The sequence below is a fragment of the Fulvivirga sediminis genome (assembly GCF_016757215.1).
GTDB lineage: Bacteria > Bacteroidota > Bacteroidia > Cytophagales > Cyclobacteriaceae > Fulvivirga > Fulvivirga sediminis.
Window position 1 is genome coordinate 1 of record NZ_JAESIY010000002.1, and the last position, 22,476, is coordinate 22,476.

At 39.9% G+C, this 22,476-nt stretch carries 20 protein-coding genes and 2 riboswitches; of the genes, 5 read left to right on the top strand and 15 right to left on the bottom strand.

The window, feature by feature from the left end:
* Positions 1-550: 550 nt before the first annotated feature.
* Positions 551-1,612 carry an NADH:flavin oxidoreductase gene (locus tag JL102_RS03350; protein ID WP_202242485.1) on the bottom strand — a complete coding sequence of 354 codons (1,062 nt, stop codon included), beginning with the start codon at positions 1,610-1,612 and terminating at the stop codon, positions 551-553.
* Positions 1,613-1,726: 114 nt separating this feature from the next.
* Here JL102_RS03350 and JL102_RS03355 point away from each other — a divergent pair, with 114 nt between their 5' ends.
* On the top strand, positions 1,727-2,053 hold the full coding sequence (locus JL102_RS03355) for a winged helix-turn-helix transcriptional regulator (protein WP_202242496.1): 327 nt from the start codon (positions 1,727-1,729) through the stop codon (positions 2,051-2,053).
* Here JL102_RS03355 and moeB read toward each other — a convergent pair.
* From moeB to JL102_RS03395, 8 genes are all read right to left on the bottom strand, one after another.
* Entirely contained in the window at positions 2,050-3,117 is a 1,068-nt protein-coding gene (gene moeB, locus JL102_RS03360) for a molybdopterin-synthase adenylyltransferase MoeB (protein ID WP_202242498.1), read from the bottom strand. The genes JL102_RS03355 and moeB overlap by 4 nt on opposite strands.
* Positions 3,104-4,228, bottom strand: a complete 1,125-nt coding sequence (thiH, locus tag JL102_RS03365; protein WP_202242500.1) for a 2-iminoacetate synthase ThiH — start codon at positions 4,226-4,228, stop codon at positions 3,104-3,106. The genes moeB and thiH overlap by 14 nt, the downstream gene beginning before the upstream one ends.
* A complete protein-coding gene (locus JL102_RS03370; RefSeq protein ID WP_202242502.1) occupies positions 4,221-4,985 on the bottom strand; it encodes a thiazole synthase in 765 nt (254 codons plus the stop codon). Before JL102_RS03370 ends, thiH begins: the two co-directional genes overlap by 8 nt.
* Positions 4,963-5,607, bottom strand: a complete 645-nt coding sequence (locus JL102_RS03375; protein WP_202242504.1) for a thiamine phosphate synthase — start codon at positions 5,605-5,607, stop codon at positions 4,963-4,965. Before JL102_RS03375 ends, JL102_RS03370 begins: the two co-directional genes overlap by 23 nt.
* An 84-nt stretch (positions 5,608-5,691) precedes the next feature.
* Positions 5,692-6,276, bottom strand: coding sequence for a thiamine phosphate synthase (locus tag JL102_RS03380; RefSeq protein ID WP_202242506.1), 585 nt, complete (start codon positions 6,274-6,276; stop codon positions 5,692-5,694).
* Between the two features lie 3 nt (positions 6,277-6,279).
* On the bottom strand, positions 6,280-8,151 hold the full coding sequence (thiC, locus tag JL102_RS03385; protein WP_317191610.1) for a phosphomethylpyrimidine synthase ThiC: 1,872 nt from the start codon (positions 8,149-8,151) through the stop codon (positions 6,280-6,282).
* 12 nt (positions 8,152-8,163) lie between these two features.
* Entirely contained in the window at positions 8,164-8,370 is a 207-nt protein-coding gene (gene thiS, locus JL102_RS03390; RefSeq protein WP_202242508.1) for a sulfur carrier protein ThiS, read from the bottom strand.
* An 80-nt stretch (positions 8,371-8,450) separates the two neighbouring features.
* Positions 8,451-8,543: riboswitch (TPP riboswitch) on the bottom strand.
* 87 nt (positions 8,544-8,630) lie between these two features.
* Positions 8,631-9,056: a tetratricopeptide repeat protein gene (locus JL102_RS03395; protein WP_202242510.1), complete on the bottom strand. Its 426-nt coding sequence runs from the start codon at positions 9,054-9,056 to the stop codon at positions 8,631-8,633.
* Between the two features lie 218 nt (positions 9,057-9,274).
* On the opposite strand from JL102_RS03395, the gene JL102_RS03400 reads away from it, so the two are divergent.
* Positions 9,275-9,931, top strand: a complete 657-nt coding sequence (locus tag JL102_RS03400) for a class I SAM-dependent methyltransferase (protein WP_202242512.1) — start codon at positions 9,275-9,277, stop codon at positions 9,929-9,931.
* Between the two features lie 132 nt (positions 9,932-10,063).
* Here the strand turns inward: JL102_RS03400 and JL102_RS03405 are convergent, their stop codons facing one another.
* The 3 genes from JL102_RS03405 to JL102_RS23460 form a co-directional block, all read right to left on the bottom strand.
* On the bottom strand, positions 10,064-10,381 hold the full coding sequence (locus JL102_RS03405; protein ID WP_202242514.1) for a hypothetical protein: 318 nt from the start codon (positions 10,379-10,381) through the stop codon (positions 10,064-10,066).
* A gap of 818 nt (positions 10,382-11,199) precedes the next feature.
* Positions 11,200-11,748: an AAA family ATPase gene (locus JL102_RS03410; protein ID WP_237390374.1), complete on the bottom strand. Its 549-nt coding sequence runs from the start codon at positions 11,746-11,748 to the stop codon at positions 11,200-11,202.
* A gap of 140 nt (positions 11,749-11,888) precedes the next feature.
* Entirely contained in the window at positions 11,889-13,604 is a 1,716-nt protein-coding gene (locus JL102_RS23460) for an amidohydrolase family protein (RefSeq protein WP_237390376.1), read from the bottom strand.
* A 308-nt stretch (positions 13,605-13,912) separates the two neighbouring features.
* Between JL102_RS23460 and JL102_RS03420 the strand changes: the two genes are divergently transcribed.
* The 3 genes from JL102_RS03420 (at position 13,913) to JL102_RS03430 (ending at position 17,722) form a co-directional block, all read left to right on the top strand.
* Positions 13,913-15,484 carry a 7TM diverse intracellular signaling domain-containing protein gene (locus JL102_RS03420; RefSeq protein WP_202242518.1) on the top strand — a complete coding sequence of 524 codons (1,572 nt, stop codon included), beginning with the start codon at positions 13,913-13,915 and terminating at the stop codon, positions 15,482-15,484.
* A gap of 317 nt (positions 15,485-15,801) precedes the next feature.
* Positions 15,802-17,400 (top strand): hypothetical protein, encoded by a 1,599-nt coding sequence (locus JL102_RS03425; protein WP_202242521.1) that lies wholly within the window; start codon positions 15,802-15,804, stop codon positions 17,398-17,400.
* A 28-nt stretch (positions 17,401-17,428) separates the two neighbouring features.
* On the top strand, positions 17,429-17,722 hold the full coding sequence (locus JL102_RS03430) for a hypothetical protein (RefSeq protein ID WP_202242523.1): 294 nt from the start codon (positions 17,429-17,431) through the stop codon (positions 17,720-17,722).
* A gap of 911 nt (positions 17,723-18,633) precedes the next feature.
* Here the strand turns inward: JL102_RS03430 and JL102_RS03435 are convergent.
* From JL102_RS03435 to metE, 3 genes are all read right to left on the bottom strand, one after another.
* On the bottom strand, positions 18,634-19,362 hold the full coding sequence (locus tag JL102_RS03435) for a DUF4365 domain-containing protein (RefSeq protein ID WP_202242525.1): 729 nt from the start codon (positions 19,360-19,362) through the stop codon (positions 18,634-18,636).
* 143 nt (positions 19,363-19,505) lie between these two features.
* Positions 19,506-19,748 (bottom strand): cysteine-rich CWC family protein, encoded by a 243-nt coding sequence (locus tag JL102_RS03440; protein WP_202242527.1) that lies wholly within the window; start codon positions 19,746-19,748, stop codon positions 19,506-19,508.
* 15 nt (positions 19,749-19,763) lie between these two features.
* Positions 19,764-22,079, bottom strand: a complete 2,316-nt coding sequence (gene metE, locus JL102_RS03445; RefSeq protein WP_202242528.1) for a 5-methyltetrahydropteroyltriglutamate--homocysteine S-methyltransferase — start codon at positions 22,077-22,079, stop codon at positions 19,764-19,766.
* A gap of 185 nt (positions 22,080-22,264) precedes the next feature.
* Positions 22,265-22,457, bottom strand: a riboswitch (cobalamin riboswitch).
* Positions 22,458-22,476: the final 19 nt, after the last annotated feature.

Below are 22,476 nucleotides of genomic sequence, written 5' to 3' on the forward strand. Positions count from 1 at the left end.
ATAAACAAAACCAATCTAAATGTGCTTAATTTATTGTCCAGTTTTTTGTTGCAAATCCATACCGGGTCTTTGACAGGAAGGTTTCGAAAGAAATATTTACCGTCTAGACGTGTTCAGCGTGACTCGGTAGTGGTATTATCTTGCTGTACCATCGTGAGGTGAAAGAGGTTTGGAAAACAGGCTATTATCAAGTCCTTAGTGGCAATTCATTTATATGAAATGCACCTGTGGGCGGAAGACCTCACAGCAAGAAAGATTTTTTTGTTACTTTTTTGCTCGATTGCAAAAAAGTAAGGAACACAAGCTATGGAATGTAGGCAGTAGATTAACCAAGCAAACAGCTGTATGAAAAGCTTTACTTAAACCAATGAATAGATGTATCACTAAATATATCCTGCTTCAAAGGCTAGATTATAGGAGTTAGCCTGCATTGAAGTAGAAGGAAATGTATAAATAGATATTTTAGCCTATTTCCATATCCTTGCATGAGGGCACAAAAAAAGCCGCCCTCTCGGGCAGCTCTTCACTTTACACAAAACACGTCTGGATTTTAATAATATACACCAAGGCTTTCTGGTGAAAATTCTTTCAGCTCATCAAGCTTTCCTTCCTTCACTTTTTTCACCCACTCAAAATCCTGTAAAATGGCTCTTCCTACGGCTATTAAATCAAAATCTCCTCTATCATACCTTCTCACCAGCTCGTCTAGGTTATTATTTTTCTCTGCTCCTTGGCCTGCAAAACTGCCTAAGAAATCTCCACTAAGGCCTACACTACCTACAGTAATGGTGGGTTGACCGGTAATCTTCTTAGCCCATCCAGCAAAGTTAAGATCAGAATCTTCAAACTCTGGCTCCCAAAAACGCCTCTGAGAACAATGGAAGATGTCTACCCCTGCATCGGCCAATGGCTGTAGCCACTGCTCCATTTCTGTAGGGTTTTGTGCTATCTTCACAGAAAAATCCTGCTGCTTCCACTGAGAAAGCCTTAAAATGATCACCATATCCTTACCTACCGCTGCACGCACCGCTTTTATTACTTCTATAGCAAACTTATTTCGTTTAGCAATGGTGTCTCCTCCATACTCATCGGTACGATTATTAGTGCCTGGCCAGAAAAACTGATCTATCAGGTAACCATGTGCACCGTGCAGCTCCAGCGTATCGAAACCCAACCTCTTGGCTGCAGCGGCAGACTCAGCAAACTTCTGAATAGCATCTTCTATATCTTCTACACTCATGGTTTCCGGGCCTTCCATAGGGTCAGGCATGGTAACGTCTGGAATAGTGGTATTTCCCACGTGCCATATCTGAGGTGCTATCTTTCCACCGTTAGCATGTACATCTTGCACCACTTTCTCCCAGCTATTAAGCGCTTCGCCATAAAAATTAGGGATGTCAGGGTGATTTTTAGATGAGGGTCTGTCTATTACAGTACCTTCGGTGAGAATGAGGCCTAAGTCTGAAGCAGCACGACGGGAGTAGTAATCAGCTACCTGATCAGTAGGTACACCCTGAGGTGACTTAGTACGAGTCATAGGAGCCATAACAAACCTGTTTTTTAACGATAATCCTCTATATGAGAATGGTTCGAATAAAGATTCTAAATTCATATCTTCAATTTTCTTTTCATGTCAATAATTTTAGTTACGAAAAGAAACTATTATTGGTTATATTTCGTAACCAATATCATAAAGAAAGTGGTAACCTTTTTGTAACTAATAGCTATGACGCGAAAAAAACTGGCGGAATGTAATTGCTCACTGGCAGATGCCATGAACTCACTAGGCACCAAATGGAAACCTATAATAATTTGTGCTATAGGCAAAAAGACATTACGTTTTGGTAGCATTGCCGCTCTCATCCACATTATTTCTCGCAAAGTGCTTACTGAACAGCTAAAAGAGCTAGTAGCTGATGGTATACTTTTACGAGAGGAGCATAAAGAGGTTCCTCCCAGGGTGGAGTACAGCTTATCCGCCAAAGGGCTGGAGTTATTACCCATCTTCAAACAATTAGAAACTTGGGAACAAAAGTATAAAAAGTGCGACTAGCTATTTTTCCAGGCGTTTAGTCCGCCAGCCAAGCTATAAACAGCTGTAAAACCCTTTTGCTTTAAAATATTTACCGCTCTCGCACTCCTGATTCCTGACTGGCACACTACCACTATTTCCTGATCAGGAATACGATCATAATGATCTGTCAACTCTGAGAGAGGTATAAAAAGACCCCCTATATTATAGGCCTCCACTTCGTGAGGTTCGCGCACGTCAAGCAAAGTAAATTGATCTTTTAACTGCTTCTTTTTTACCTCATCCACTGACATCTCCGGCACCTGCCCTACCCCACAAAACCACTCATAATCAGATAACTCAATTATATTTTTATTAGCTGCATTAAGCGATATTTTCAAGGTGTATTGTGTATTTTCCAAAGTATTGATCACCAATAAACTACCTGCCCTAACCTTACCTAAACCTGTTATCATTTTAATAGCTTCCATAGCCTGATAGGTACCTATGAGACCCGGGAATACACCAATCACCCCTGCTTCTGAACAAGAAGCTACTGTACCAGGAAGTGGTGGTTCGGGGAACAGGCAACGGTAAGTCGGACCATTTTTATAATTAAAAACACTTACTTGTCCTTCAAACTGAGCAATAGCACCATAAACAAAAGGCCTACTGAGTATTACGCAAGCATCATTAATTAAATAGCGTGTATGGAAATTATCAGTACCATCTATTACCAAATCATAATGAGTAATAATTTCCAGGGCATTACTATTATCCAAAGCTTCTTTATAAACGGTTACGTCTATAAAAGGATTATTGGCTTGCAACCTCTTGGCAGCACATTCGGCCTTATTTTCACCAATATCATCATGTGTGTACAGTACTTGCCTATGCAGGTTGGAGATTTCCACTACATCTCCATCTATTATGCCCAAAGTGCCGACGCCTGCAGCAGCCAGATACAAGAGCGCAGGACAGCCCAAACCACCGGCACCTATCACCAGTACCCTGGCCGCTTTTAAGGCCTCCTGCTTTTCTGCACCAAATCCCTTAAGGATTAGCTGCCTGCTATATTGATTTTCTTCTGCTTTACTTAGTAACATATTCTAATGCGGTATCCCAGTCCTTCCAAACAGGCTCATAGCCTTTTGATTTGATTAATTGAGCTATTTCTTGTGGTGAGCGTTCGTCTGAAATCTCAAACTGTTCTAACGACTCTGGAGCCACTGCATAGCCTCCTGGATTAGTTTTAGAGCCGGCACTCATAGAAGTAATGCCCAGCTGAAAAACATGATCTCTAAATTTCATGGCCTCTCGAGTTGATAATGAAAGCTCTACATCCTTATTCAATAAACGGTAAGCGGTAATCTGCTGTACCAGCTGCCTATCAGTCATTTCCACTTTAGGCTCAAGTCCACCGGAAAAAGGCCTGAGTCTAGGAAAGGAGATACTATACTTGGTGCGCCAGTAAGTCTGCTCTAAATACCTGAGGTGCAAGGCTACAAAAAAGCTGTCTACGCGCCAGTCTTCCAAACCTATGAGCACTCCCAGCCCCATTTTATGCACCCCTGCCCTGCCTAGTCGGTCAGGCGTTTCCAATCGATATAAAAAATTTGATTTCTTCCCTTTTGGGTGATGCTTGGCATAATCAGCCTGATGATACGTTTCCTGATAGACTAATACAGCGTGTAATCCGTAGGGAATTAACTCATGATAATCCGCTTCATCTAAAGGCTGCACCTCCATACTTACGTTAGCAAACTGAGTACGAATTTGCTCAAGTACCTTTTTAAAATAAGGCACTCCCACCATTTTATTGGCTTCGCCCGTTACTAACAGCACATGCTCAAATCCCATTTTTTTTATGGCTTCTACTTCCTTATCAATTTCAATAGGATTAAGTGTTTTTCGAGGCAGCTTATTACCCAAACTAAAGCCACAATAAGTACATATATTTTGGCATTCATTAGAGAGATATAACGGAGCATACATCTGTATGGTATTGCCAAAACGCTGCAAGGTATCCTGTTTACTTTGCCTGGCCATTTCTTCCAGATAATTATCAGCAGCAGGAGATATTAGCGCCTTAAAATCTTCCAGATCACGGTTGGTTTTGGCCAAAGCACGTTCTACATCAGCGGCCTTTTTATTATAGATATCCGCTTTTAAAGCCTCCCAATCGTATTTTTCAAATACATCTTTAAAACTAGGCATCGATAAAAGAAGTTAATGGGCTACTGGCTTGTGCCTGATCGGCAATGGCTCCCAGCTTAGATTCATAAGCCATTCTGCCTGCTTCCACTGCCATTTTAAAGGCCTGAGCCATTTTCTCAGGATCTCCAGATACGGCAATGGCTGTGTTTACCAATACCGCATCAGCTCCCATTTCCATGGCTTGGGCAGCATGAGAAGGAGCCCCAATGCCCGCATCTACTACCACTGGTACCTGACTTTGTTCTATAATAATTTGTAAAAAATCAAGCGTTTTCAACCCCTTATTACTGCCAATCGGTGCTCCGAGAGGCATTACACATGCCGCTCCGGCTTCTTCCAGCCGTTTACACAAAACCGGATCTGCATGAACATACGGCATTACTACAAAACCTTTCTTCGCAAGCTCAATTGTGGCCATGAGGGTTTCCACCGGATCAGGTAGTAAATACTTCGGATCAGGATGGATCTCCAGCTTAAGCCAGTTAGTTCCCAAGGCTTCTCTTGCCATTTCTGCGGCAAATACAGCCTCCCTGGCTGTACGTACGCCAGAGGTATTGGGCAAAAGATCTACTGATCCTACAGCCTCAAGCATATCATCTTGCTCTGACCCTAAATTCACTCTTTTCAATGCCACCGTTACCAACTCAGTAGCGGAAGCTGTAATAGCTGCGCTCATTAAACCGGGGTTACTAAACTTTCCTGATCCCAGAATAAGACGCGAGTTAAATAATTTATTAGCTATTTTCAAATTCTTCATTTAATGCAATTTTTAATTTTTTGATGATATTGGTAGGCTCTTCAGACTTATTAATCAGCGAGGCCACTGCCACACCATGTACCCCAAGTGACCTTAGCGATGGCACATCTTCCAAAGACAAACCTCCTATAGCGATTACAGGAACCTGCAAGGGCAATAGACGCATGCGTTTAATTATTTGCTCATACCCCTCTAACCCAAGTATAGGACTCAGCTTTTCTTTGGTGGCGGTAAAGCGAAAAGGCCCCAAACCAATGTAATTCACCCCTTTTTTAATTAAGCCTTCTACATGCTCCCAAGTGTTTGCCGTACCTCCTATGATAAAGTCATCTCCTAAAAGCCTCCTTGCCTCCAGCGGGTCCGCGTCTTGCTGCCCGAGGTGCACACCATCGGCTTTTACTTGCATAGCTATATGCGGATGATCATTGATAATGAGTTTGGCTCCATATTTTTTACATATTTCAGCAGCCTGCTCAGCCTGCTCTAGTATATAAGCCTCAGAAGCTTCTTTGATGCGAAGCTGCACCCAACTCACCCTTGCTTTACAGGCTCGTTCTATCATCTGTACATGGTTCTCACCATGCGCTCCTTCTTGCGATATATAATGTAATCGGTCTATCATTTCAATTAATAATTTTGCTCAAAGGCCTTTTTAGCTACTTGCTGCATTTCATACATCCAGCTTTGGGTTGCAGCTAAGCCGCCCTCAAGCATATTCTTTAATTTGATGGATGATCTGCAGTCTTTCTTTCACCGTGGGCTTCGTCCACACCTCTCCTAGCAGTGCGGCGCCTGCAAATCCCATCTCTACTACAGTCCCCAAAAGATCTACCGTAACACCTCCCAAAGCCAGCACAGGAATATTACTATCTTTAGTCAATTCCTCTTTGAGCTGCTCATGATCAAACTGAGCTTTATAGTTCTGCTTAGAAATACTATTAAAAACAGGACTCAAAAACGCATAACTCAGCGGCCATTGATAGCTTTTCAATGCTTTCCAAGTATGAAAGGACCTCGACAGGCTACCACTCCAGTTACTTGCCAGTTTATGCTCTTGTGTACTTTTTAAGTGGAAGCCTCCCAATTGGAAAGCTTCCGCTAATTGAACGTTACCGTGCAATACAACCTGATTTCTGCACTCTTTTGGTAATTGTTCTAAGTAGTTACTCAACTCCGAATCTGAGTAATGAGGTTTTCTGATATGCAGGTGAAGTCCTTGATCCAGTATTTGCTTTACCGTATCTATTTCTCCTTCACAGTTACGCTCATGGGTGATGATCACGACCTGCATAAACTATTGCTCTAGGTAAATATTACTGCCTTGCTGTTTAAACTCAGAGGCCTTTTCTTCCATACCCTTTTCAATGGCACTTTCATCAGTAAGGTTATTCTCTTTAGCAAAATCACGTACATCTTGCGTAATTTTCATAGAGCAGAAGTTAGGACCACACATACTGCAGAAGTGAGCTACTTTGGCTCCTTCAGCCGGTAGGGTTTCATCATGAAACTGGCTAGCCGTATCTGGGTCTAGAGATAAGTTGAACTGATCTTCCCAGCGGAACTCGAAGCGAGCTTTACTCAAAGCATTATCTCTATATTGGGCTCCGGGATGTCCTTTGGCCAGGTCTGCTGCATGAGCGGCTATTTTATAGGTGATCACCCCATCTTTTACATCCTTTTTATTAGGCAATCCCAGGTGCTCTTTTGGCGTAACATAGCACAGCATGGCACAACCATACCAGCCAATCATAGCCGCCCCAATACCCGAAGTGATATGATCATAACCTGGTGCAATGTCCGTAGTAAGTGGCCCTAAAGTATAAAAAGGAGCTTCATCACAAGCCTCTAATTGCTTCTCCATATTCTCCTTAATCATATGCATAGGCACATGTCCGGGGCCTTCTATCATCACCTGCACATCGTGCTTCCAGGCTATTTTGGTGAGCTCACCCAGAGTTTCTAGTTCAGCAAACTGAGCCCTGTCATTGGCATCGGCCAAAGAACCTGGACGCAGACCATCTCCTAATGAAAAGGACACGTCATAGGCCTTCATTATTTCGCAAATCTCCTCAAAATGAGTATACAAAAAGCTCTCTTTATGATGCGCCAAACACCATTTGGCCATAATAGATCCCCCACGAGAAACTATTCCGGTCACTCTTTTCGCGGTAAGCGGTACATATTTAAGTCTTACCCCAGCATGAATGGTGAAGTAATCTACCCCCTGCTCTGCCTGCTCTATTAGCGTATCTCTAAATATTTCCCAGGTAAGGTCTTCTGCTTTGCCATTTACCTTTTCCAAGGCCTGATAAATAGGCACTGTACCAATAGGCACCGGCGAATTACGCAATATCCACTCTCTTGTCTCATGGATATTTTTACCTGTAGAAAGATCCATTATAGTATCAGCACCCCAATGGCAAGCCCACACTGCCTTTTCTACCTCTTCCTCAATACTGGAAGTGACCACAGAATTACCAATATTAGCATTGATTTTCACCAGGAAATTTCTACCTATAATCATAGGCTCTGCTTCCGGGTGATTGATATTAGCGGGTATAATAGCCCTGCCCTTGGCTACTTCATCTCTTACAAACTCAGGGGTAATGAGCCCCTTAGGCGTGTTAGCTCCAAAACTCTGGCCTTCATGCTGAACATTCAGATGATTCCACTCTTCAATTTTTTGATTTTCCCTTATGGCAATGTACTCCATTTCAGGGGTGATAATCCCTTTTCTGGCATAATGCAGTTGGGTTACATTTTGGCCTTTTTTAGCCTTTCTGGGGTTTTCCAGATAGGCAAAACGTAAATCATCAAGGGAGGCATCATTCAAACGCTGATTGCCATAAGCAGAGGAGATTCCTGTAAGCACCTCAGTGTCGTTTCTTTGGTTAATCCATGCCTCGCGAAGCTTAGGCAAGCCCTTTTTTACATCAATTTCCACATTAGGATCTGTGTAAGGACCGCTAGTGTCATACACCGTAACCGGAGGGTTTTTCTCTACCGGGGCTTCCGGGTTAAACTTCAAACTGGTATCACTCAAATAGATTTCGCGCATGGCCACTTGTATATCATGGATTTTGCCCGGCACATAAATCTTCTTTGACTTGGGAAATGGATCTCGGGTAATGCACTCCATCTCTGGAGTTTTGTCTATTCCTCTCATAACTCAATGGGTTTAGCCGCCCTGTGTAGCGGTGATGATTAATAATTGATCATGAGATTTTATAGACTTTTTCTTCCAGGCAGTACGTGGCACCACCTGCTGATTAACAGCCACGGCTACTCCTTGCAAATTTTCAAACCCTTTAAGAGCTAATACCTCTTCTAAGGTGAGGGAATCTTGATCTACAGAAAATGGTTGGTCGTTGATAGTGAAGTCCATAAAATCTTTTTTTAATAGAAATATGCACTTCAGAGATGAATAACGAGGATGAATTACCAGATAGCAATTCAATATAGATTTGTGTGTTCGCTACTTTTCCCTGCGCCCGCATTACCGGGATCAGGTTCTAAGGGTATTTCTCAGCCAGCGTATTGGCACCCCCAAAGTGATGTCTGCAAGGTAGGAAAAGGATTTTAAAAATAAAAATATTCACTATAACCTTACCATGTTCAAAAGAATAATGGACTGCAAAACCGATATTACATGTCAATTTTAGACTTTAAAAACTCAAAATATTTAGGGTCATCATCTTCAAAAATTTCTGATCCAGCGATGGCATAAGCCCTGGTTAGCTCTTCTGCGGCTCTTTTTTCATTACCTTGCTCCAGCTGACACTGCCCCAACCTCAGGTGGATAAACGGATTACCAATAGCTTTCGGACAATGCATGGCATAACTTAAATTATCCACTCCAGCTTTATAATCACCTCCTGAAAAGTTAGCATCTCCAATGGCTGTAAGTACCCATGTGGTAGCCTCCCAAAGGGTTTGTGGCTCAGGCAGATGATCAAAGGCTTCCCAGTATTTGGCTAAAGCTCCTTTTAGATCCTCCTGCTCTGCCAACTCATCACCTTCTTCACATAGTATGGTAACATGATCATGGATATTCTTATCAAGCTCTTTCATAGATTTTTTCAGTTAAAAGGGTGTTATATTCCCTATTGTTGATGCCTCAAAGCTATATTATTCCCTACTCAATTAAATCACGGGAATCAGTGATTATTCAGCATGGGCTATACTATTAACTGATTTTCTGAGTTAATAAATTTAAAATATCATAGATTAACATATCAAAGGTATTTTGGTATGTTTGGCATGCATCTATTGACTATAACCTTACATTTATGGATAAACAATTAACTAAAGAGCAGATAGAAGAACTAGAAAAACAACTCAGCTGCCCCAGTGGTGAAATGGGCACTGAAGTAGGTAAAAATATGAATGAAAGCAATATCGGGATGACCTTAAACACCATTGAATTTCTAGAACTTCAAAACGGACACCAGGTTTTAGAGCTCGGTCATGGCAACTGTGGTCATTTGGATGAAGTACTGAATGCAGGTAAGTACATGAAATATTTTGGCTTAGAAATATCAGAAACCATGATGCACGAGGCTAAAAACAATAACCAGAACCAGGAGGCTGAGTTCAACCTATATGATGGTATAAATATCCCTTTTCCTGACAATTCCTTTAATAGAACTTTTAGCGTAAATACGATATACTTCTGGGCTAATCGAGAAAAACTGATGCAGGAAATTGAAAGGACTTTAAAGCCAGGTGGCATTTGTATACTGACTTATGCGAATAAAGATTTTATGAAAAACCTTCCTTTTGTAGGTGAAAAATTCAGACTTTATGATCCCAAAGACCTGGAAGAGCTGGTAAGCATCACTGACTTACAAATGATACAAACTCTGCAAAAGGAAGAACAAGTAAAAAGCAAAGCGGGAGAACCTGTATTAAGAACGTATTCTATGACCAAATTAAGAAAGCCATAATTTAGAAAATAAGCTTTTAAATTTTCTTAATTCAAAACCTGTTTACTACCATTAACTTGGGCGTGCCACCTTATTCATGTGTGTTGCCCATCTTAGGCAGAGGCAAAGCGACGACATAGTCTATTCATAAGTTCACGCTCCTTTAAACTCTATCTCATTAATTTCCTCGTCCACTTGGAGCCATTCATTCTTATCAATATTACTAGTATCAATTTCTTCTGTTAAATGAAAGAATAAAAAGGGCTTAATCTCCACGATTCTTCTGTTATAGCCTAAGGCTCCCACATCCTGCATCTGAAACTCTATCCTATGTTGCTGATCCAGACGGTGCCTATAAATGATTTTTTGAGATTTCCATGGTGCTAGACCAAAGACTATGGCAGGGTTACTCATCACTAACACTATTAAAAATGTGATCACACATCCTATTATTATCAGTATTTTTCGCATTCTTTATTCTTCTTAATTTGATTCAACAGGATGGCACATAACCTCTTGGAAACCCAATTATTGAAAATTTCTACCTCTAACTACAAAGTTAAAAATTCTATCACTCCACACACGTGATTTATATGGTATGAGTGTACTTAATGGTTATTCATTTTTTAATAGATAGCTCAAAATAAGCCTTAAAATTGTATGAATGACATATAAGGCAGTGCTTGTCGGTGATTTCAAGATTTACGATTACTTGATGTGTCAAGTAATATCTCAAAACTCATCTGTTACTTCACTTATAGCAAAGCACAAAAGCCTTTTATCTAACTGTTGAAAGATATCAAAAACAGCGGTGAGACGATAATAAGCAGGTTAGCTTAGATGATTTATTGAGGCTATTAGCCGTTAATTCTTTTAATACGAATAAATGGAAACAAAATTACTACCATAGAAACGCCATATAACATCCCTTTTAGCGAGTCATGAAGGTGAGTATATTGAGAAATCAAAAATGCACTAGATATTAAGCAAAGCCCGGCTGCAATGAATAGAAGGTTTTTGTTGAGTTTACGTTTCATAGTACATTATTTAAGATTACTACGGCCTTTACAAAATAATAAGGAATCCATTACCTGTAGCCGATCTATATAGTTCTCTTCTAATCTAACAAACTTTCACCAATGCTACACAAACCAAATATACTCTTCAATGGAAGTTTGTTATGCCCCCTATACCCTAGCTCTGATAAGGAATTAATTTAGAGGCTGACTAAGATTTATTATAATTAGCCCCCATTACCAGGCAAAGGACCTCAAAGTAATCTATATATTTTAATTCTCAATAAATTTCATCACAAAGTCAGCTCTTTCTCTTACAGCCACTTTAGGTATTTCCACGATATTATATCCGTATCTTTCATAGGTTTCTCGCATTTGATCAAATGTCACAACTGCTTCTTCCCAATCCTGTTTTCGCTCACTATCAGTTTTATAAATTTCTTGCCATGGAGGAAGGATAAAAACAGTTTCATTGTACCTCCAGTTTTTAGCGTAATCATTCATTCTTTCACTAATTTCTAATTGAATAAGATCAGCGTAACCAATACTATCTAAGAATCCGCGGTCAAAAAAAATGGGCATCTTACGAGTCCTCAGATTTTCCTCTACTTGTTCAAAACTGCTTATAGAACGCTCAAACATAATTTCCTTATACAACTCCTTGTTCTTCCAGGGCAGTGCCTCTCCCCCATTTTCCACCTGCTCCTTAATCAACTCTCTAGCAATTTCAGGAATAAATTCATATCCCTGTGAGCTTAACTCCTCTAATAAAGTGGTTTTTCCAACCCCTGGACCTCCTGTAATCACATAGAAATTCTTCAATTTTTTCGGTTTTATCATTCTAAATTCCGATTTGTTTTTGATGATGATATAGCAAAATTTTATTTTAAAAGCTCTTTGCTGAGAATAGCAGTTACAGCAGATTTTTCAGATTGAAGGGCTGAAATTACTCACTATTATATCTATCTTAGGAAGTAAACCTCTGCGATCTTTCCATCCTTAACTTTATACACGGCTATGGCCTCAAATTTATCTTCCCCAAAGCCTGTAACTGACTCCTGATCAATAACCGTGTTACCTTGAACTATCCGGTTTACCAATTCGCAATGAAGATTAGTAACTTTCTCAAACATGCCCGAATACGCTTTTCGCATGGCTTCCTTGCCTTCCATTGTCAGTTTATTAGGAAACTCATATACCTTCACATCTTCTGCATAAGGCTCTAAAAATGCCTCAATATCTCTGGCATTATAAGCGTTGAGTTGTTTTTGCGCCAGCATCTCAGGAGAATCGGACAGAAGGGTATCCGTTTTAATCAAATTTCCTGATGAAATGGTATACTCAATGCCATCCACAAAATTAATTTCTGCGAGAGGATCTATATGAGTAATAACGAGATCGGCCTGCATCCCTTCATTAATATTCCCTAATTTATCCTTATTCAATATTTCCGCTGCATTTATGGTAGATGCTCTAATGATATCTATATGAGCCATGCCACTCTCTTTCATCCACTTTAATTCTTCAAAATAAGAGCTTGCATGGTGTGTCCCAACATTACCAGCATCGGTGCCAGTGGCTATTTTTACACCTGCATCATATAGTGCTTTTAAATTAGCCTTCCTCATACCATCTGCCACGGCCAGGCGCTCCTTCCCTTTTTCACCGTAGTTCTTATATTTTTCAATCAGCTCCTTCTTGCCAGCGATATGTTGCAGGTCAAATAATGATCCGAGCACAAAAGGATCGGCATATTTAAAGTCCGCCGTAGCGAGGTGGTTATTCTGAGAAAACACTTGGTTATACTTACCTGCCACAATAAGAGTAGGCACCAGCGTAACATGATTATCCTTTAGTAATTGGATAAACTCGTAATCAACGGGCTTATCATCTACATTATGTACCAAAAAATCAGCTCCTGCCTTTATAGCCAGCTTAGCTGTATTTAGCTCGGTAGCATGCACTGCCACGGGCAAATTATTTTGATGACTTTCTTCAATTCCTGCCTCAATAAGCTGATAAGTTTGGTCTGACGGAAGATCTGGCAAATTGATATACCATATCTTAATGAAATCTGGTTTATATGGCAGCTGTTTTCTTACCATTTCCCTAGCCTCCTCCTCTGTATTTACTTTTATAATGGGCGGATCTTCTATTTCAAAAGCTTTAGGCTGATAGGTAGAAATGAGCGGACCAGTAAGAAAAACATTAGGAGCCACATCTTTCCTACTGGCCTTTTCTCTAATATCATAATTAGCCATAGGTCCTCCTACATCATATACAGTGGTAATACCCACTTTCAAATATCTATCTAAGGTATTATCCAAATTCTCATGCATGTAGAGAAGTTCATTATTATATGGCCTAACATCTCTTAAGTCTATAGCATCTGGGCGAGTGTATAACCCTCCAGACTGAAAGAAATGAATATGAGCATCTATAAGACCGGGAATAATGTATTTACCACTAGCATCAAGTTCAATGGCACCTTCAGGCTTTTTTACTTTTCTCCCTATCTCAGCAATTTGGCTATCTCGTATCAGAAGATTAACTCCCTTTATATATTTACCCTTCTTTACATCTAAATAAGTAGCATTCTTTATAAAAACAGAAGAGTGAGTTTGACCAACAGCCAACTGAGCTATCAGCACACCTAGTATAAACAGAACGTTTCGCATAAATTATAGGTTAAGGTATAAAGTCTGAAGATAAAAAAAGGATAAGGCAAATAGAAAACTTTTGAGATTTCCTTAAAATACACTAAGGAAAGAAGGTATACATGGTTTAGCATCTTGCAAAAAACTGGTCGCAAGAAGGGTGATGTGCTTTATTAAACGTTTGCTGCTATATTAAAGCCCTAAGGGTATTTCAAAGCATGGAGCTACGTGAAGTTATAGGCCATTAAGAGCATACGTTTTTAGGTTGCGGAGCTGGCAAGTTTTACATTTGTATACCACTGTGCCGCTGAGAAGGCATTGAAACAATTATGATTTTACGAAGAATAGCCCTTTTATTGTTCTTATTATTTCAACTCGACGCATACGCAGCGAAACAGTTAGAAGGAGGATTATACATTGACAGCACTGGAGCCGCCACAATAGATCAAATTTCACATGCCGCTTTTACCCAGGTAACCTTTCCGTATACTTTACGGCCCCAGGACGATAAGGTTTATTGGGTAAAATTGAATTTGAGAGAAATTGAGGATTTTCTAGTGTTTTCAGATTGGTCGTTTGTTGAATTTTACACGGCGGACAGTACGGGCACCTGGACTGTCCAAAAAACGGGGCATTTGGTTCCTTACTTGGAACGAGATGTTCCTTTCAAAAATAAACTGTTATTGAGGGTACCCGAGCACAAACAAGCTTTTGGCTATGTAAAACTCTCTTTTTCCTTGAATAGCATAAGAATACCAAATGGAATAAAGCCTCTATCTGTTTCAACCCCCAAGCTGATTTCTGCAAACACTTCAGGTAGCTACATTGCACCTTTCCTGCAAGGTTTTCTACTGTGCATAATTATTTTTTTGTTCTTTTTGTATTCATACTCTCGTGAAAAAGCGCTTATTATTTTTATAACATATCTACTGTTGTGGGTGTACACCATAAGTCACAACAGTGGTCAGCTTATTGCCGTCTTTTCGTATATCCCTAATTTCCCGGCTTACATACCATTTCTTGATATTGCCTTAGGCTCATCCATCATTACTATTACTGCCATATTGGTAATGTATCATCTGATCGACTTTAAAACGCATTTCCCGCATGAAAAATTGGTTTTTGATATCTTTATGGGAATTTTGGGTCTTGTACCTATAATTGCCATGTTTACACCTGGCAAGTTTTATCTGGTGTTAGCCGACTATATAGTCATTTCCATTGTTGTTGTAGGCTTTTTATACATCTCTATAAGTGCATATCTAAAAAAAATACCATTTTCACTATTTTTCCTTCTAGCAAACTTACCCTTTTTCCTTGGGACACTCATATACCTCTTCTTTGCTACCGGGTTTGCACATATAACTACAAAATACGATGACCTGTTTCTTTTCTCTGGAGTATTGTGTCAGTCCGTTTTCTTTTCCATTATATTCTCGTTTAGATATAACCGGATGAAGTTAAAAAACACACAAAAACAAATGGCTATAGCTAAACAAAACCAGAAGTTGTCTACAATGACTCTGCATCTTTCCAGAAAGAATACAGTACTTGAGCAGGTAAAAAAATATTCTCAGCATTCGTCTATTGAGTCAGATTTTAAACCTTTATTGAAGATGATCGAACAGGACCTGGCATTTGATAAAAACTGGGAAACTTTCAAACTACATTTTGAACAAGTCAATCAGAATTTTTTTAACAATCTGATAGCACGGCACCCTTCTCTTACGGCCAATGATCAGAAGCTCTGTGCATATCTTAAGTTAAGCCTGTCATCAAAAGAAATAGCACAGCTCATGCACACGTCACTGTCAGCTGTAGAGAAAGCGCGGTACCGGCTGCGAAAAAAAATGGAATTGGACGGCAGTCAAAATCTATCCGCCTACATTCAGACCTTTTAGCTTCGGCAAAAAGTGTTCATTTTCAGACCTTCATATCACAATATATACTTCAGGTACACCCATTTTCTTTGGGTTTAACGAAAGCCTATTGCATTAATGAAGCTCTACCCAGAACCAGTTATGCATACATTTCAATACATCAAGCAGACCTAAAATGCGCTATTTTGATTCGCAAAGGGCATTGTCCAGTTAATGTCCAGGTGTGTTATTAGTTCAAAATACCAGAAAATTTAAACTTGCTTAAGAAATTAAAAGAGATGTGCACAGTGCAGTCCTCTTTATTTTGTATAACTAATAAATTGAAAAATTTTATGAAAATGAATCGAATTATTGAAGCATCTTTAGCGCTTTCACTGTTGTTTCTGGTGTTCTCCTGCTCAGATGATGAGGGCTCCAAGACAGATCCATCGGTGAATGTAAGAGATACGACTTTCGCAGTAGACGAAAACCCCATGGATGGTGCTTTAATAGGTAAACTAAACGCTAGTACTGCTATAATGCCACAGAGTGAACAGCTTAAATACACTCTCATCAATCAGTCTATAGAAGGAGCCATTGTTCTCAATGAAACCACCGGTGAATTTGCCGTTGCTGATTCGAGCGTTTTTAATTTTGAGGTTAATGCTAACATAACTGCTACAGTAGATGTAACTGCTGCGGATATGAGCAAAACAGCAACCGTAAAAATAAATATTAATAACCTCCCCGACGAATGGGTACAGGTAGGAACTGATATTTTAGGAGAGGCTGCAGGCGATCAGTTTGGAAGAGGCATAAGCATAAACAAAGATGGTACTGTGATGGCAGTTGGAGCGCCTAGAAATAAAGAAAATGCTTCTTATGCTGGCCATGTTCGGGCCTACTCCAGAGGTACTCTAGACGGCGCATGGACTCAGTTAGGTGATGACATTGACGGTGGCTCCGGCGACATGTCTGGGCTAGCTGTTTCGATAAATGATAGCGGAGAGAGGATACTAATAGGATCATACCAAGGATCCAGCAACTATTATCCTGGCTTTGCTTCAGCCAGAGGAGGGCATGCTCGCGTTTTCTCATTAGAGGGAGAATCCTGGTCAAAGCTAGGAATTACGTTAGGCGGATACAAGCTTTCGCCAGATGGAACTATAAATGATACAAACTTTGGCCAGGCAGTGTCTATAAGTGGCACGGGAGAAAGAATAGCGGTAGGCGCCCCATCGGTATATAATGGCAATAATTCCCGTGGATACACTGTAGCATTCGAAGCATCAGAGACAAATGGTTGGAAGCAGTTGGGGAACAGAAAAGAAGGCGGGAGCGTGAACGAACGTACGGGCTACGCCGTAAGTCTCAATGAAGATGGAACCATACAGGCTGTTGGAAGCCCGGAGAGTAGCGCCCGAAAAGGCCACGTTAATGTATATGAACTTATAGGAGAAGAATGGACGAGCATAGGTTCTTCCATAATTGGAGATGAAGCTTTGGACAGGTTAGGCATAGGTATAAGTCTTTCAGATGACGGTCAAATTCTCGCTATTGGTGCGGATGCTAGTGGCCAATCAGATAAACCAGGATATTTCAAGGTGTATAGAAATGAATCAGGCGAATGGGTGCAGTTAGGATCTACCATCTATGGCAGAGACGATGCAGATCGAATGGGACAGGGCATAAGTATTAATGGCGACGGCAGTACTCTTGTAGTGGGTGGTTTTGATTCAAACCAAAACGGAGATCATTCCGGATATGTAAGAGTGTATAAATATGACGAAGTAAAAAAAGACTGGATGCAAATAGGACCTGACTTTGAAGGAAAAGCGGGTGATCGTTTTGGCGTTGCAGTGTCAATAAACAACCAGGGAAATGCCATCATCATAGGTGCTGATCAATATCATAACGAGTCTCAGCCCGGATACGTGAGAACCTACTGGCTACGATAAACGGCGGATAGCTGCCAACAGAGGCAGAATGATGTATTTTGACCTTAGAAAACCTGTTGACCTGGGGGCAGGAAGTTATATCATCGCCTTACATGTACCAAATTCAACCTGGTATCTAAAGAGAGATTTCTTTTTAAATGCAGATACTGAAAAAGAAAGGTCGGCAGATGGAATTGTGATCGAGCGTCAGAGTTATCTTTTTAACAACGGAACATCAACATCTTTTCCCGAAGGCCTCGGCGATCCTTTTGAGGATGGCAATTTAAACAATGAAAATAATCTTCTTGGTTTGGTAGACTTTATGTACTATCGTCAGCCTTAGATTTATAGAAGCGGTGTAAAGTTTGTATGCTTATTGGTCTTTTAAGAGGGGAAAACACCAGCAGATTTGCTAGCGTTTTCTCCCTCCTAGTCTTAACTTAAGCGCAGCGGTCCTAGGACCTACCAGGAATAAGAGCTTTCGCTCAGAATAATATAATTAGATGGCTAAAGCTACAATTCACAATCATTATTTTCAGAATGATATTAGTTACGGTATGCAAAAGAATTTGAGCGGATGTTCAAGCTATATATGGATAGCATCTGACAACCAGATTGGATTAGCATTTACTTCATTAAAAGAATGTAACTTTCCGTGAAATATTTTGTAATATCATGCCACACTTCTCTTTCTACAAAAATTACTATACTTCAATATGTTGTCAGCTTCATCATAAGGAGCTTTAAATAATTTCCATGTACTATAAATGCCATAAAGGGATATTAACAGTGACTCGGTCATTACTGGAAAGAGTTGTCCATTTTATCTTTTTAGCAATTCCTTAACTAATAGGCTTGCCTCTTCGTTTGAATGTAGTTTTCCAACTTCAACATCCACCCCCCTCATCTATTGCTTTTTTTCAAGTATTGTTAGCTTTTCAATATGCTCTATCTCATATTCAAGTTCAACAGCTTTAAGAAGTTCATGCAACAACTGAGGATCACTAATATCCTTGAGCCGGTGCATTATTTTTCCTTTAGGTTTATAGATATATAAGTTAGATAGTTATAACTAAAGAAGCTAGAATGACGGTTTGAAATCTAACAAAATAGGGTTTCAAAAAATGCTGCTTTGTTTGGGAAGAAAACACCTCTAAATATGGTTAAGTTAAAGAGATATAGTCTCTATACTTTGAGCAAGGTATTAGAACGGGTGCTTCGGTGACTTTGATTAGCTATTAAATTCACCAAACATTAATCATAGTTTAACATCTGTTGTTCTCGATGTAAATAGTCCATTTTCCTCCTCCTCTCTTCATTCAGACATTCAATTTTATCATTTATTTCTTTTCCAAATTTCCATGGATAAAGATTTTTTAAAGCCTCCAACTTTTTGAAATAAATTTCTGTTATATCTAGTTTTTCTAGAAGCTCTTCAATAACCTCATTCTGGAAGAAAGATACATTGTCTACAACTACAGAATCTATTTCATCATGAAGTTTTTCAATGTAAGAATACATGTTATGATATTCCACCACTTTAAAAAAATCAAGCCATTTTTGCTTACTACTTAAATCAAGTAAATCCTTTGATAAATCAAACTCTATTTTCCTTTTATTGCCATTACCTGAACTAGTCAATTCTATACCATCCAATGATGATATTATTTTATGATAAATTTTATTATTTTTTAAATCAACCTTAAAATAAATTACGGGAACAGTAAGTTTACTCCAATAATCAATGTGGTCTTTTTCCACATATTCAGAGAAATTAGCGTTAATAGGACTTTGAGTCGACTTTACTTGAGCTTTTATTATCAATCCATTAGAATGTAAATCTTCATCAAGGATCTCAATTTCAGCATCAATACCAATATCGGCAGACATTATTCTAAAAGGGAAATGAAAATACTGATTAATCCAGTGACCTAAATAAAGAAGCCCAGAATCACCTGTTGAACTAGTAGTATAAAATTTCATCCTCAGTCTTCCTAATAATTTATAACCGATATAACCAAACTGATCTTAAAGCTTTCTTAAAATAAGACATTTCATACACTTATGTTAATAATCGATAAGAATATGTATGTACATCAATAGAAGTGACCTTAACCTGAAAGCTCTCACTCCCTTCTATATCCACCTATAATTTTATTAATAGAGGCTTCGTGCTGCTTGATGTTAAATTCTGTTTTTAATTCGGCCATACAGCTGGCGCAGAGGCAATCATTATACTGTTGAGCGAGGTAGTTTCTTTGCTCATAGGTAAGCTCCACTTTACTACACTGGCATAGGACAATATTGCCCACTTTACACTCAAAGAGGGTATTACAACGTGGGCAATATTTATCTTCATGCTTGGGCATAGAGTACTGCAGTGATTACACTCCTGTTTCTACACTTTCACGCATGCTTTTGGCGGCACTCACCATCTCTACCAGTGCTTTTCTGGTTTCTTCCCAGCCTCTGGTCTTTAATCCACAGTCTGGGTTTACCCATAGCTGATCTTCTGGCAATACGGCTTTTGCTTTTTCCAGTAGCTCTTCCATTTCTAACCTGCTAGGCACACGCGGAGAATGGATATCATACACCCCAGGTCCAATATCATTAGGATAATTAAACTGAACGAAAGCGTCTAGAAGCTCCATTTGCGAACGTGAACATTCTATAGTAATCACATCGGCATCCATAGCCGCAATGCTCTCTATAATGTCATTAAACTCAGAATAGCACATGTGGGTATGTATCTGAGTAGCATCACTTACGCCTGATGCAGCAATACGGAAAGCGCGCACGGCCCACTCTAAATAGGCTTGCCAGTCAGACTTCCTCAGCGGCAGCCCTTCTCTTATGGCTGGTTCATCTATTTGTATCACCTTAATGCCGGCTTCTTCCAGGTCTACTACCTCATCTCTTATGGCCAGGGCTATCTGATTACAAGTGGCAGATCTGGACTGATCGTTTCTCACAAAGCTCCATTGTAATATGGTCACCGGCCCTGTAAGCATGCCTTTCACCAGCTTATCTGTAAGGCTCTGTGCATAGGTACTCCATTTCACCGTCATAGCCTCTGGTCGGGAAACATCTCCATAAATAATAGGAGGCTTCACACAGCGGCTACCGTAGCTTTGAACCCATCCGTTTTGAGTAAACACAAAGCCATTGAGCTTTTCTCCGAAGTACTCTACCATGTCATTTCTTTCAAATTCGCCATGTACCAGTACATCTAACCCTATTTTTTCCTGCCATTCTATAGATTGAGCTGTTTCTTCAGCCAGGAGATCGTTATACTCTTTTTCAGAGAGCTCTCCTTTTTTGAATTTAGCTCTCCAGCTTCTCACTTCTTTAGTCTGAGGAAAAGAGCCTATGGTAGTGGTAGGATAAAGTGGCAGATTAAGCACAGACTGTTGTGTTGCTTTTCTGGCAGCAAACTCATGATCTCTATGCGTATCTGATTCTTTAATATTATTAACCCTGTCTTTAACGGCAGTATTATGAATCAATGCAGATGTTAGCTTGCTTTCCTGAGCTTGGGTGTTGGCCTGCAAAGCTTCAATTACATCCGCCTTATCTTCGCCTGATAGTTTACTAAGCGTTACTACTTCAGTCACTTTTTGCTTAGCAAATGCCAGCCAGCTTTTAATTATAGGGGTAAGTGTATCTTCTTTAGTTTCTAAACTAAGATCACATGGTGAGTGCAACAAAGAACAACTGGTTGCGATCATCACTCTTTCTTGCCCAATAGCTTCTATTGCCTTTTTAATCTGCTCCAAGCTGGCTATGAAATTATTTTTCCAGATATTTCTTCCATCTACCAAACCTAGCGAAAGAGTAAGGTTATCCGGGATTTTATCTAGCACTTCTGAAAGCTGCTCAGGAGCTCTTACCAAGTCTACGTGTAGCGCCGTAACAGGAAGTGAAACCGCCAATTCAGTATTTCCTTTAAGACCTTCAAAGTAAGTAGCTAATAATATCTTCAGCTTAGGAAATTTCTTACTGATTTCAGCGTATACCTTTTTATAAATCTCCTGAGTATGTGCATCTATATCAAGAGCCAGGAAAGGCTCATCTACCTGTATCCACTGCGCCTCTTGCTCACTAAGCTGTGAGAAAAGCTCGAAATAAACGGGCAGCAGATTATCTATTAACTCTAATCGGTTAAAACCTTCTTCTTTCTCTTTACCTAACAGCAAAAAAGAAACAGGCCCCAGTATTACTGGCTTAGTGGTTATACCTATGCTCTTCGCTTCTTTAAATTCATCTATTATTTTAGTAGAAAAGAGTTTGAACTGCTGATCTTTAGTAAACTCCGGCACTATATAATGGTAGTTGGTATCAAACCATTTGGTCATTTCCATAGCGGTAATGTCCAAGTCATTTTGCTGAAAACCTCGCGCCATAGCAAAATATAGGTCCAGCTCCGTTTTACCTTCTTTAAGGATCACATCATGATACCTATCAGGAATGGCGTTAACGGTAAGCGCCATATCCAGCACCTGATCATAGTATGAAAAGTCATTAGAAGGAACAAGATCAATTCCTGCATCTTTCTGAAGTTTCCAATTGTGCTCTCTGATTTCTTTAGCAGCAAGCACCAGCTCCTTCAGCGTAATTTTTTCATTCCAGTAGCTTTCACAAGCCCTTTTTAGTTCACGTCGGCTACCTATGCGCGGATAGCCAAGAATGTGTGTTTGCATTTTTTTAACTTTTAGTAATTAGATAAAATTCTAAAAGTTCGTTGCAAAATTTCGCCTTTGCTCTTGGCGATAACGGGAAGATACTGAAGAGAAGATGCACCGCTTCCATTACCAGCAGCATACACCTATCCTGTGGTTTTACAAGCTAGCATCAGACCTGACAGTGAGCTTCATATCGCGAAAGCAAAGTCATAGCGGAAAAGGCAGGTCTCCTGACTTTTAACAGCTTTTGCCGTCCTTCCCATCCTCACTAAGCAAGAACAGTGGATCACAAGGGCAAAAGCCTTTAGTGTTAATTACAGTTGCGCGACAGCTCTGGATTTGCACCAGATTCCCTATTAATGCACGTTAAGTGTAACCTACTCCGTTTGATGAAATTAAGTAAAGAACTTTACTG